Origin of the sequence: Saccharibacillus endophyticus (genome assembly GCF_013185185.1) — a bacterium.
GTDB classification, from domain to species: domain Bacteria; phylum Bacillota; class Bacilli; order Paenibacillales; family Paenibacillaceae; genus Saccharibacillus; species Saccharibacillus endophyticus.
The window spans coordinates 865,548-878,616 of record NZ_JAAZWE010000001.1 but is presented as its reverse complement, the minus strand read 5'-3'; the positions used below and the strand labels follow the sequence as shown (position 1 = coordinate 878,616).

At 54.2% G+C, this 13,069-nt stretch carries 11 protein-coding genes; 8 read left to right on the top strand and 3 right to left on the bottom strand.

Features of this window, described 5'->3' with window-relative positions; translation table 11 throughout:
- Positions 1-93 precede the first annotated feature (93 nt).
- Complete coding sequence (locus tag HRQ63_RS03955; protein WP_172239390.1) at positions 94-1,539, top strand: HEAT repeat domain-containing protein; 1,446 nt, start codon at positions 94-96, stop codon at positions 1,537-1,539.
- The gene (locus HRQ63_RS03950) at positions 1,536-1,763 is read left to right on the top strand and encodes a DUF1450 domain-containing protein (RefSeq protein WP_172239387.1); all 228 of its coding nucleotides are present in this window, start codon (positions 1,536-1,538) and stop codon (positions 1,761-1,763) included. The genes HRQ63_RS03955 and HRQ63_RS03950 overlap by 4 nt, the downstream gene beginning before the upstream one ends.
- A gap of 116 nt (positions 1,764-1,879) precedes the next feature.
- Here the strand turns inward: HRQ63_RS03950 and msrB are convergent, their stop codons facing one another.
- Genes msrB through HRQ63_RS03935 form a run of 3 tightly spaced genes read right to left on the bottom strand, consistent with a single transcriptional unit; the run spans position 1,880 to position 4,431 of the window.
- Positions 1,880-3,106: a peptide-methionine (R)-S-oxide reductase MsrB gene (msrB, locus tag HRQ63_RS03945; RefSeq protein ID WP_172239384.1), complete on the bottom strand. Its 1,227-nt coding sequence runs from the start codon at positions 3,104-3,106 to the stop codon at positions 1,880-1,882.
- Positions 3,107-3,150: 44 nt separating this feature from the next.
- Entirely contained in the window at positions 3,151-3,699 is a 549-nt protein-coding gene (locus tag HRQ63_RS03940; protein WP_229714058.1) for a redoxin family protein, read from the bottom strand.
- Positions 3,700-3,717: 18 nt separating this feature from the next.
- Entirely contained in the window at positions 3,718-4,431 is a 714-nt protein-coding gene (locus HRQ63_RS03935; RefSeq protein WP_172239378.1) for a cytochrome c biogenesis CcdA family protein, read from the bottom strand.
- A gap of 165 nt (positions 4,432-4,596) precedes the next feature.
- Here HRQ63_RS03935 and HRQ63_RS26250 point away from each other — a divergent pair, with 165 nt between their 5' ends.
- From HRQ63_RS26250 to HRQ63_RS03905, 6 genes are all read left to right on the top strand, one after another.
- Entirely contained in the window at positions 4,597-6,993 is a 2,397-nt protein-coding gene (locus HRQ63_RS26250) for an AraC family transcriptional regulator (protein WP_172239375.1), read from the top strand.
- A gap of 108 nt (positions 6,994-7,101) precedes the next feature.
- A complete protein-coding gene (locus tag HRQ63_RS03925; RefSeq protein ID WP_172239372.1) occupies positions 7,102-7,413 on the top strand; it encodes a YtxH domain-containing protein in 312 nt (103 codons plus the stop codon).
- 102 nt (positions 7,414-7,515) lie between these two features.
- Positions 7,516-9,006, top strand: a complete 1,491-nt coding sequence (locus HRQ63_RS03920; protein ID WP_172239369.1) for a DUF3969 family protein — start codon at positions 7,516-7,518, stop codon at positions 9,004-9,006.
- 509 nt (positions 9,007-9,515) lie between these two features.
- Positions 9,516-10,484: an ABC transporter permease gene (locus tag HRQ63_RS03915; RefSeq protein WP_229714057.1), complete on the top strand. Its 969-nt coding sequence runs from the start codon at positions 9,516-9,518 to the stop codon at positions 10,482-10,484.
- Between the two features lie 34 nt (positions 10,485-10,518).
- Positions 10,519-11,394 (top strand): carbohydrate ABC transporter permease, encoded by an 876-nt coding sequence (locus HRQ63_RS03910; RefSeq protein WP_172239366.1) that lies wholly within the window; start codon positions 10,519-10,521, stop codon positions 11,392-11,394.
- 24 nt (positions 11,395-11,418) lie between these two features.
- Positions 11,419-13,044 (top strand): extracellular solute-binding protein, encoded by a 1,626-nt coding sequence (locus HRQ63_RS03905; RefSeq protein WP_172239364.1) that lies wholly within the window; start codon positions 11,419-11,421, stop codon positions 13,042-13,044.
- Positions 13,045-13,069 lie beyond the last annotated feature (25 nt).

Here is a 13,069-nt window from a genome sequence, read left to right as displayed (position 1 = left end):
TTTTCCGTTTCATTATAAAAGGTAACAGCTCACAACTCAATGGAAACCTGGAAAACAGCGGAAAGTTTTCATGCAAAGAAGGAGAGTGACGGCATGGATAGGGAACAAAAAAACGAATCGGTGCAAGAAATGCCGAATTTAAGCTTATATGATCGGCAGATCGAACGGATTCGCCAAAAGCTGACGCGTGCCGCACGGACTCCGGGAGCCGAGCAGGTATTTGGTGCTGGCAGTCATCGTTACCGGGTGAATGAACCGATGACGCTTGAAGAATTGGACACGCTGCAAAAAAAGTGGGGCGTTCAACTGCCGGAAGCGTTCGCCGCTTTTTTGACCGGGATCGGTAACGGCGGACCCGGTTCCTACGGCGGAGCAGGACCTTATTACGGGATTTACGGTACAGACAGCATGGAGCCGAATGTGGAGCGTTTGGCTCAAGCTTCACTTTTCCGGATGAGTCCGGCTACCCAGGATTGGCAGTCCCAAGATACGGAAGAGTATGCGGTAGACGAATCGCTGGATGACGACGCGTATAACGAGGCTTTCGCCGATCTGTTGAAAGGTACGCTCGAGATCGGCACGATGGGCTGCGACAACGAAATCCTGCTGATCGTCAGCGGCGAGCATCGGGGACGCGTCGTGTACATGAACATGGAATACCAAAAGCCTTTTTTTACGCACGAAAAGAACTTCCTGGATTGGTACGAGCGATGGTTGGACGAGATCATTGCCGGTTTCAAGATACATTGGTTCGGCACGACGCCCGGAGGAAGCGAACAAGAGTTGGTCGAGCAGGCGACAGCATCAGGCAGCAGCGAGAACCGTGCGCAAGCGTTGAAGGCGCTTCTGCGTTTCCCTCGTCTCGAAGAACCGGCAGTGCGGCTTGCGGAAAAGCTGCTGCATGATCCTGCGGACAACGTGAGGTACTGGGCGTTGACCCTGCTGGCCGCCCATGCGCCGGATCTTGCCGATCCGATGCTGATTGCAGGGCTGGAGAGCGAACAGGCGGAGGATCGACGAACCGCGGCCCAGTTGATCCATTGGTATCGGAAAAAGAACGCCCGAAATTTCGCGCAAGAGATCCAAACTTTGATTCCGCGCGAAACAGATGAAGAAACATTCCGTTTTCTCGGATATATTGCGGAGGCCGCAGGAATCGAACCGCTTCCCTTGCTGCTGCCGGCATTTCGACATTCAGATGCGGAGATTCGCAAAAGCGCGATCTGGCAAGCCGGAAAATCGAATCGGAAAGCTGATTATTTGGACGAGTTTATTGAAGTGCTTCTGCACGATCCCGCGCCGAACGTCGTGCATACGGCGATTCAATCGCTCGGCGGCGTGACGGATCAACGTCTGCTACCCGTGTATGAACAGCTTCTTGCGCAGCATCCGACGGACGAGCATTATATTCCCGGCAATATTCGGCACCGGCTTAAGGAATATGGGTTCCGTACACAAAATCATATTGACCGCCGTGTTCCGTCCGAGCTTACGCGTGTGCGGAACATGCTGCGGAAATTGAAGGAGGAACGGCGATGAAGATTGAATTTTGCGAAAAAAACCTGGATCGTTTCTCGAAGTCGGCTTACAAAGCGTTAAAAGGCGAATACGAGGACGTCAAAGTCAAAAAAGACTCCTGCTTGAAAGAATGCCGATTGTGCCGGACCGAGCCGTTTGCGAGGGTAAAAGGCGAGATCGTGCGGGCGGAGACGCCGAAGAAGCTGGTTAAAAAGTTGGAGAAGCGGATCGCGAAAAAGAAGTAAGTTTTTTAAATTGACGACTGATCTCAAGGTCCGTCGACGCTGCGTTTCATGCAAAAAGGCCATGCCCGACAAAGTGTCGGCGTCATGGCCTTTTTCCGTGCACGAGTTCGTACGTTTTATTTCGCCACGCTGGTCAAATACCCGTAGCCTTGCGCGTCCATATCGGCCAGAGGCACGAATTTGATCGACGCGCTGTTGATGCAGTAGCGTTTGCCGCCGCGATCCGCCGGGCCGTCGTCGAAAACGTGGCCGAGATGGATATCGCCGGAACGGCTGCGCACTTCGGTGCGGACCATGTTGTAGGCGGTATCTTCGTCATAGGTCACGACGTCCGGCGTAATCGGCTTCACGAAGCTCGGCCAACCGCACTGCGAGTCGTATTTGTCTTCGCTGGCGAACAGGGGCTCGCCGGTGGAGACGTCGACGTAGATGCCTTTTTCGTACGTGTCCCAATATTCGTTGGAGTAAGGATGTTCGGTATCCTGCTCTACGGCGACTTTATATTGAATATCCGTCAGCAGACTCTTCAATTCTTCGGCGCTGCGTTTCGGGTAGTCGGCCGGGTCGATCACGATTTTGCCTTGGGCTTTCGTCGCGGCAGCGGATTTTTCGCCCGTCGTCGTGACGCCTGCCGCCGATGTGTCGTTTGCGCCGTCAGCCGGGATCTCCTGCTCGTTTAGGATTCCCATATCGATATGGCAGTAGCCGTTCGGGTTCTTTTCCAGATAGTCCTGATGATATTCTTCCGCCATGTAGAAGTTCTCGAGCGGCAGCACTTCGGTCACGATGTCTTGATTGTATCGCTCTTGTTCTTTGGCGATGACCGATTCGATCACCGATTTCTCGCTGTCGTCCGTGTAATACACGCCGGAACGGTACTGGATGCCCCGGTCGTTGCCCTGCTTGTTGACGCTGGTCGGATCGATGACTTTGAAAAACTCGGTCAGCAGCTTGTCCAGCGGCACCAATTCGGGATCGTACGTGACTTCGACGGTCTCGGCAAAGCCGCGGTCGCCTTGGATCACGTCTTCGTACGAAGGATTTTCGCCTGTTCCGTTGGCATAACCCGATACGGCGTCCTGTACGCCGTAGATCCGGGCCATATAGGCTTCGACGCCCCAGAAACAGCCACCGGCGAGATAAATCTTTTTCAGGTCGGACTTGGAAAAGTCGACGTCCGCGTTCGGGTTCGGAATGCTTGCCGCCGTTACGCTCGAAGGGAACGTGGAGCCGGCGGCATTCATTCCGGCGAAGCCGGACGTCGAGCAGGCCGACAGAAGCAGACTCAGCAGCATTAGCGAGACGAGAGAGAGCCAGGCCGACGGCCGGGTTCTTTTTTTCATAAGTGGAACCTCCTCGTTATAGTGGGAAAACGAACCGTCGTTCCTTAAGGGATCGCGTTAAAGTTCGAAGCGATCACGTCGTTGGTGTTGTGACCCGGCACGGTTTTCGCCAATCCGCCCGTCGAATCGATATAGAACGAAGTCGGATATGCGCGCACGCCGAGCTGCTGCGCGTATTTGCCGTCTTGATCGATCAGCACGGTCGTGTTGCTTTCGTCCATGCCCGCGAACCATTTTTTGAAATCGGCTTCGGACTTTTCGCCTTTGAAATCCGGAGCGACGATGCTGATCACTTTGAAGTCGTTGTCTTGTCCGGCCAGCGTGTTCAGTTCCTCCATGCCCGCGAGACAGATCGAGCACCACGAAGCCCAGTATTTAACGTACACTTTTTCGCCGTTGAAATCCGCCAGTTTGACTTCGTTGCCGCTCAGGTCTTTGAGGTCGAACTGCGGAGCCGGAGCGGAGCTTGCGGCAGTGCCGCCGGAAGCGGAAGTCGCCGAACCGTTTTGTCCGCATGCCGATAACAGCAGCACCGCGGAGAATAACATCAATAGAGGCAGCCATTTCTTTTTTGCATGTTGCAAATCGGTCATCTCCTTAGGGTTTAAAAGTTAAAGTTGGAACGCTGCCGTAAGCACGGCCAGGTTGTTGGTCATCAGCAGGATGCCCATGGCGATCAGAATCAGGCCGGAAAAGACTTTGATCTTGCCCATATGTTTGTACAGGTTTTTGATCCGGCGCAGCAGAAGATCGGAAAACACGGCCAGGATCAGGAAAGGAACGGCCATGCCGACGGTGTAAATGAACATCATCCATACGCCGTATCCCGCCGATCCGCCGCCTGCGGCCACGCCGAGGACGGCAGCGAGCACCGGGCCGATGCAAGGCGTCCAGCCGAAGCTGAAGGTCAAGCCGAGCAGGAATGCGCCGAGCCAGCCTTTTTGCTTGTTGGAATCGTAGGTGAGGCGTTTTTCTTTTTGCAGGAACATCAGGTTGAGCACGCCGGTCTGATGAATGCCGAACAAGATCACCGCCGCGCCGCACGCGATCATGAACCAAGAGCTGTTGATGACTCCGCCGAGCGCGCCCGCGCCGAAGCCGAGCAGCAGGAAGACGGTGGACAGGCCGAGGATGAACAGCAGCGTGCGGCCGATCAGCTTCGGATTGACTTTAAAACGCGGCGAAGCGGAATCGCTCGGACGACCCGCTTCCGATCCGCCGAGAAAAGCGAAATAGACGGGCAGCATCGGGAAGATGCAGGGAGAGAAAAAAGATAAGACTCCCGCGGCCAGCACGCTTCCGATATATAAGGATTCAGCAGGCAAAGAAGCGTCACCTCCGGTAGTGAAATAATGTTGTTCTACATCTATTGTACGCAAAATAATGAGGTTTGGATTAGTCCGCAGGGGATTTTTTTGTCGGGAAGTTCGAAAAGCATTGCATCGGATGATAAAATATGTAATTTTATAATGAGATTAGGAGGGGTGCGCGTGTCCAGGAGCTGGTTCAATCGATTGACATTCTCGTACCTGCCTATCCTCGTTGTCGTGCCGGCGATCCTGATGATCCTGTTTTTTGTCGGATCGTCAGAGTTGTCGAAGCGGGAAACGGCCCGGGCGAACGAAGTCTTTTCGCGTCAGGCGGTGCAATCTCTGGATTATTCGTTCCGTTCGATCGGAGAGATGATGAACCGGGAGATTACGTCGGGGGAATTTTCTTCGTTTTTCTCCGCTTCGGAAAATCCGTACCTGGCTGCCGACGAAGCTTCGAGGCGTCTGGCACGGCTTAAGCTGACGAATCCGCTGATCGACTCGATCTACGTGTACCGGTTAGCGGACGATGCGGTGCTGAGCAATCTGTCATTCGGTCGATTGGCCGGCTTTCCGGATCGGGATTTTTTGCAAAACGTGCTGAAGGGGCCGATTCCGGTGCGTTGGTCCGAACCGAGAGAGATATCGGCGTTCGGGGAGCAGCCGCGGACGGTGGTCACGCTGGTAAAAGGCATTCCGCTGCTCACGGGCGAACGCGGGTTGATGGTCGTGAACGTGTCGCTTGATTCCGTGCGCGAGCTGCTGCGGGAGATGATCGGGCAAGAGACCAGTTTTATTCATCTGTATACGGCGGACGGCGCGTTGATGCTCGGAACCGAGACGAATCTGCCTTCGGCGGATGCGGATCAATTGCAAAGCGGCGCGTCGCGCGCGGCGGCGGAATCGAACCGGGAATTATCCGCGGTATCGTCGGCGTATACGGGATGGGAGATTCGCGGCGGCGTGATCGGCGATTCGCTGTCGCAGATTTTGACGGGGATATGGTATGTCTGGATCGGCGGGGCCGCCTTGATCGTTCTGCTCGGAATCGGCTGGGCTGTTTTTGTGTCGAGGCGAAATTACGAACCGGTCATGCGCTTGTTGGAGCGTCTGGAGGCGCTGCCGCCGGGCACGGCCCAAGCCGCGGCGGCATTGACGGAGGCGGCGCAGATCAGCGGGGAAAGCCAAACGGAAAAGTCGGGCGAGCAGGCGGCCGGAGAACGTTCGGATCGCAGAGTCCGCCGAGCGCAGAGCGCGGACGAGTTTGCCCGTATCGAATCCACGCTGAGTGCCATGATTGCCCGTGCCGAGGCGGATCGGCAGCGGCAGCGGGAAGACATCGGGTATCGCAGACGCGAGTTTTTCAGGGAGTTGTTGGACGGATCTCGGGTGGTGGGAGCGGAGGAATGGGAAGCGGAGACGACGAGACTGGAAGCGGAACGCGGAACCGGCAGCCCCGCACAAAACGCCAACTTCGGTCGAGCCGTTGTCGGGCTGCTCGAGATCGACCGCCCGGACGAATTTAACCGCGCTTACTCGGAGCGCAGCCGCGAACTGCTTCGTTATGCGCTAGCCAACGCGGCGGGGGAGTTGGCCGAGGGTCGCGGAGCGCGCATTTGGGCCGAATGGCTGCCGGGAGGGCGAATGGGCCTGCTGCTGCGGTTTGCGGACGGCAACGTCGTATCGCAGGCATCAGGCATTGCGCAGGAACTGGTCATCTGGGTTGCGGCGCATCTGAAATGTACGGTCACTGTAGCGTTGGGAGATGAACTGAACGGTCCGGAGGAGATCGCGCGCGGATCCCGCGAAGCGGACGAAGCGATGGGATACAAGTCTTCGCTCGGCGGCGCCCGGGTCATTGCCCGAAAAGACTTGCGCAAAGGGGCGGCGGCCGAACTGTACGGCGTGCTGCGCACGATCCGCGAGTTGGCGCAAGCCTACCGGCTCGGGCAGCCGGAGTGGAAGGAGCAGTTGGAGGAACTGCTCGGCGAACTGCGCGCGGCGCTGCTTCCCAAAGACGATTTGTCGGGCTTGATGAATGTATTGGCTTATCAACTTTTGCGCGAGATGATGGAGCTGCCCGGTGAAGTCAAAGAGTTATGGCGTACCGAAGCGGCTCCGAAGCTGAGCGCCGCATTGGAGCATTTCGACACTTTGGACGAACTTGAGCCGGCAGTGCGAAGCCTGCTGGACGAGTATGCGGTTCGGCTGCGTTTGCTGCGCGAGAGCCGCAGCAGTCACGTTACGCTTCGGGAAGTTCGGGCATTCATCGACGCAAACTTCAGCGATCCGAATCTGTCGCTCTCTTTGATCGCGGATCGCTTCGAACTCAGCTCCAGCTACTTGAGCCGTTTGTTCAAGGATGCTTTCGGGGAAAATTTCGTCGATTATTTGGCAGGCGTGAGGATCGATTCGGCCAAAAAGCTGCTGAAAGAAACAACCGATCCGATCCAGGACATCGCGCTGCGCGTCGGCTATGCCAATTACATGTCGTTCAGTCGGGCCTTCAAAAAGATCGCGTCGACGACGCCCGGGGAGTATCGGACGCGAAGCAAAACGGAGAGCGGAAAGGAATAATGCGAAAATGTATGCCGCAAGCGGCGGCAAACGTCCGCAGAGTGGGTAATACCTAAAAGAGAAGCGATGCAGCAAGCCTATTCGAATAGCTGAGAGGAGCAACAGACAATGGCAAATTCCAATTCCGAAAATAATGCAATCGTCGTCGGCGCAGTAGCAGGAGCACTGATCGGAGCCGGCCTGGCCGTACTCGTTGCCGCACAGGAAGGCGCTACGCTGCGCGACAAGTTCATGAACACTGTGGACCTGCTCAAAACGCAGGGCCAGCGCATCAAAGAACAAAGCGGCGAACTTCAGGAGAAAGGCCAAGAGATCAAAGGCCTGCTCGCGGAGTCGGTCGAAGTGGTGAAGGAATTCAAAGAAGAAGCGACTTCGGCGGCTTCGGATATCAAGCAAGAGGTTAAAGGATTCAAGTCTTGAATGATTTCGAAACAGATAAAGCCTTTCTCTCTATCCGTTAGAGGGAAAGGCTTTTTTGTTTCGAAAAGAAAAATAGAAACGGAAAAACGAATTCAAACGTTGATGATGGGTATGAGATCCGTCGGCGCAGGGATCTGCGATCTGGCGACCGAAAAAGGAGGCTTGGAGAAACTGAAAATCGAATTAACGGAGAGAGCGGAGACCGAGAAATTATTTCTGACTCTAGCTTTAGGCGTGCTTGATTCTTTGGAACACGGCGCAATGGATTTCGAACAAGCTTATCGTCTTTTTTTACGGCCTTACATTTCGCAATATCTCGAACGTCTAGGCAGCCGGGAAGCGATCGTAGAATTTTTTAGCGATCTTTGCATGTTGGAAGACGTGGCGCGATTGGTTCCGGATCATTTGAATGCCTCGATAGAATCAAGCCGGCAAGAAGCATTGAATTTGCTGAAAAGCATCGCGGCTGACGAGCAGACCGAAAAGTTTTGGGTGAATAACTTTGACGAGCAGAGATCGAGGGAACATCCTTTTTTCGAAAAAACGGCTGTGATCATTAACGAATGGAATCCGGCCGGAATCGATCCGCTGCTTTGCGAAGAGTATGACCGGGAAGTCTTAGAAGCGGTTCGCATCCTTGTCCATAACGAGTCGGTGCAAGAAATCGCGATTCAAATCTATGACTTGTTCAAGCACCGGTTCGGAATAACTTTTTATAAACGTCTGGCAGATTGCGAGCAGGTTGCCCATGATCTGGCACAGCTCAAAACACCATGCCCTTCACTCATCCATTCTTGCGAAAAAGGAGCTGCCCCTATGGATTTCAAAAAAATCAACTCCCTCACCAAATACCCAAGCATTCAAACCTACCACCAACTGGGCGAGCGCGGGCGACTGAACGATACGCTTACCGATTCGGTCGGGTTTAACGAATCCAACCAAGCTTATATCTATGAAAAAGTCGACGGAGAAAACTCCAGAATCATCCTGCTCCGTACGCCTGACGATGAAATCGATTACCTGATTGGATCAAGAGAAGAGCTGCTCTATGCCAAAGGCGATCGGATCGGCAACCCTTACGGTAACATCGCGGAATTCCTGAAACCGCTGGCCGAACAACTGATCACCAGCGACTTTGCCGACCAAGATTGGGCTTTGGCGGTCATTTATCAAGAATCTTACGGCGGTAAAACCAAAGCTTCCAAAAACTATTCGGATCGTAAAACGCAGAGCTATCGCGCATTCGACGCGTTCACCCTAAATCAAGAAGAACTTGATCGACTTCTAAGCCTGCCGCCGGAAAAAATAGCAGAGTGGCGCGAACACGACCATCAGCCTTTTTACGTCGATGAACAAAAGCAATCCCTGTTCGAACGTTTGAACCTGCAAGCTGCCCCTTTATTGGAAACCGTCAACGGATCCGACTTTCCCGCCTCGTTCGAAGAGACGTTTGCTTATTTGAAAAAGTTCGAGACGACGCAGGTAGGCATCGAGTCCGCAGGCAAAGCCGAAGGCATCGTCGTCAGAACCGCAGATCGCAAGTTCATCCGAAAGATTCGGTTTGAAGACTATGAACGAACGTTCCGAAAATAAACAAATTACTTCATATCATCAAAAAAATAAGAAGCAAACGCGAAGGGAGAAATTCAGTGAAAGACGCCTTTGAACCCGGAAAGCCCCTTATTCAAATCCTATTCAACTTTCCGGGTGAGACAGCGCCTTGTGAAGCATTTCGAAGAAATGCACTTCGGGAGCCTATGCTAGTAATTTCTCCCTCAGATCCCAATCTTCTCCACAAGAATCAAATTCTGAAACCCCGTCAAAAAACGTGAATCCCTTACCCCACCTAGCTTTCTCGCTCCTTTTTTCCGTCCGATACTCGCTAATCGCAAAAAACGTTACCTCCTCGAAACCTGACAATTGCCCAATATTCCCGCTTTCGGTACATTAACGTTGCACCAACGAGGAAGCGCTTTCCTAAACCCGCATCCGTATTCCTTCCCAAACGGAAAGCGCGCTTCTCTCATGCGACGTGCCACATCTTCGGGCCTCCGCCGCATCCTGTATCATCTTGATCCTTACATCCACCCGGAGGTGAAGCAATGGGCAGCCTGGACATCCAAGCGCAAAAAAACAGCGAGAAGGCCGAGCGCATGAGAGCGAACAGCGCTCTCGGCAGACGCAGAAGATGGAACATGAACAAACCGCTCCTCATCATGTTCCTGCCGATCGCGATCTTTTTCATTCTTTTCAAATACGTGCCCATGTTCGGTTTTATCATCGCGTTCAAGGACTACAACTTCGCGGACGGCATACTCGGCAGTCCGTGGGTCGGCTTCGACAACTACAAGTATTTGTTCCAGAATCCCGACACGCTCGGCATTATCCGCAACACGCTGGTGCTGAGCGCACTGACGGTATTCGTCGGTTTCCCGTTCCCCGTCATTCTGGCGATCCTGCTCAACGAAGTTCGCCGCTCTTGGTTCAAACGCTGGGCGCAGACGCTGCTCTATCTTCCGCACTTCCTTAACTGGGTCATCGTCGGCGGGCTGGTGCTGATGATGTTCTCGATCGAGACGGGCTTCGTCAACAATATGCTGGAACGTCTCACTGGCAGCACGTATCCGTTCCTGTTCAACGAAGGATCGTGGATCACCATTTTCGTCGCTTCGGGCATCTGGAAAGGGGCGGGCTGGTCGGCGATCATCTACCTGGCCGCGCTGACCTCGATCGATCCGAGTCTGTACGAGGCGGCGGGAATGGACGGGGCGGGCAAATGGAAGCAAATCCTCCATATTACGCTGCCCGGCCTGATGCCGACGATTATCCTGATGTTTATTCTGAATATCGGGAACGTAATGGACGTCGGATTCGATCAGGTGTACGTGCTGCAAAATCCAGTCGTCGTCAACGTTGCCGAGGTCATCAGCACGTGGAACTTCAAAATCGGTCTCGGATCGGGACAATTCAGCTACGCCACGGCGATGGGATTGTTCGAATCGCTGATCGGGCTGACGCTGGTGCTGCTCGTCAACGGCATCGCCAGACGTTCGGGACGCGGACTATGGTAAACGGCGGCGAATCGACAAAAGGAGGAGAAGCAAGGTGAAATCGACAAGCGGAGAAAAAGTGTTTTACGGCGTCAACTATTTCATTCTGGCCCTGGCCGCCCTGAGCTGCCTGCTGCCGATCATTCACATCTTGGCCTTGTCCCTCAGCGGTAACGAAGCGATTACGCTCGGCAAGGTCAGCTTATGGCCGCGGGATTTTACCTGGACGGCGTACAGCAAACTGATCGAAGACACCAATATCGTGGGCGCTTTTCAAAACAGCGTGATCATCACGCTCGTCGGCACGGGGCTGAACATGGTCTTCACGATTTTGGCGGCGTATCCGCTGTCCCGCAAGCATTTCTATGCAAGACGGTTCCTGACGCTGGCGATCGTGTTCACCATGCTGTTCACGGCGGGCCTGATCCCGAACTATCTGCTGGCGAAGTCGCTCGGACTGGTCGGCAACTACGGCGCGTTATGGCTGCCCGGACTCGTCAGCGTCTACAATCTGCTCGTCTTGCGCTCTTTTTTCGAAAATATCCCGGAGGAGTTGGAAGATGCGGCGCGGATTGACGGCAGCGGGGAATGGCGCATTATTTTGCGGATCGTGCTTCCGCTGTCGATTCCCGTCATCGCGACGATTGCCCTTTTTTACGGGGTGGCGCATTGGAACTCTTTCTTCAACGTTCTGATTTATATCAATGATCCCGAGCGCTTCAACTTATCGGTGCTCGTGCAAAATATGATTCAGAGTCAGTCGCTCATGTCGGAACTGGCGATGCTTGATCCGGACGCTTTCCGCAAGCTGGCGCCCGAGTCCATCCGTTCCGCCGGGATCATCGTCATGATTCTTCCTATGCTGATCGTTTATCCGTTTTTGCAAAAATATTTCGTCAAAGGCATGCTCATCGGTTCGGTTAAAGGATGATCACAAACAGAGAGGGGTAAGAGTATGGGCAAAAAGAGCTGGAGCAAAAAGGTGACGGGCGGATTCGCGGCGGTTATGGCGTTGTCGATGGTATTGAGCGGCTGCGGAACGAACGAAAAGCAAAGCGCGGACAGCGGAGAGGGCGGAGACGGCGGCAAAAAAGAAGTCAGCGTCTCCATCTACGACCGCGGCCAAATTCCGAAAGAAGAAGGCACGTACTCGGACAACCGCTGGACGAAATGGATCAACGAAAACGGTCCGGTCAACGCCAAATTCGTGCCGATTCCCCGCAACGAGTCGCAGCAAAAGTACAGCATGCTGTTCGCTTCCGGCGACGCGCCCGATCTGGTGCTGGAGTACGATACCGACTTCCTGAACTCGCTGTGGGCGCAAAAGCAGCTGCTTCCGCTGGACGATCTGGTCGCGAACAACAGTACCGAATACAAGGCGCTGCTGGAAAAGGTTCCGGCGCTCAAGACGCTCGGCACCAAGCCGGACGGGAAAATGTACCTGATCGGCATGGTTACCAAACCGGAAGTGCTCGGCGCGATGGTGATTCGTCAGGATTGGCTCGACAAGCTGGGACTTGAAGTTCCGCAAACGGTCGACGAACTGTATGCGGTAGCGGACGCCTTTGCCAATCAAGACCCGGACGGAAACGGGGTCAAAGACACGTACGGCATCAACTTGAGCCAATTCGCTACCTATTATATCGATGCCATGTTCCAAAACGAGATGTTCATCGTCGAAAACGATCAGTTGGTGCGGCAATTCGACCGGATCAAGCCCGCTTACGATTTCAAGAAAAAGCTGTTCGACAACGGCATCGTGGACAAAGACTTCCTGTCGGACAAAAACGGCCAAAAAGCCGAGCAGGACTTCGCCAGCGGCAAGCTGGGCATCTACTTGGCTTACAGCACCGTCATCAGCAAAAACTTCGATACGCTGAAAAACACCGATCCGAACGCCAAAGTCACGGCGATGGCATTCCCGGAAAGTCAATTCGGCCGTTTCGGTCCCGACTTCAACCCGGCTCTCCAGATGACGGGGGCGGTAAACGCCAACGCGAAAGATCCGGAAGCGGTTATGCAGTACATCGACTTCATGGTCACGCCGTCGACGGTCGAGACGTTCGCGAACGGCATCGAAGGCGAGAATTACACCAAGGAAGCAGACGGCACGATGAAACCGATCGACGAAGCGAAAAACGAAACGCAGATGGGTTACACCAACGACTACCGCATGTTTATGCCGAAGTATATCCTGAACGACAACAAGATCGGCGGACGTCCGGCAGATTCGACCGACCCGATCGATCAGGAATGGATCGCGATCGCCCAAGAAATGGACAAGCTCTACCTCGACCCCGAGCATCCGCATCCCGGCTTCACGCATGCCAAGTTCCGTCCTTCGCTCGATAAAGCGATGACGACGACGTTCAACGACGGCTGGAACACGATGAACGATACCATGGCCAAAGCGATCGTCAGCGGAGATGCTTACACCGTCGATCAAGGCGTCGAAGACGTGAAAAAATCATGGTACGCGTCCGGCGGCCAAGCGCTCGAAGACTGGTACAAGCAGTGGTACCAAGACAACAAAGACTCCTGGATCTTCATGAAAGAACTGTACACGATGAAGTTCGAGTAAGAACGAACCGCGCGGCGATCATAGA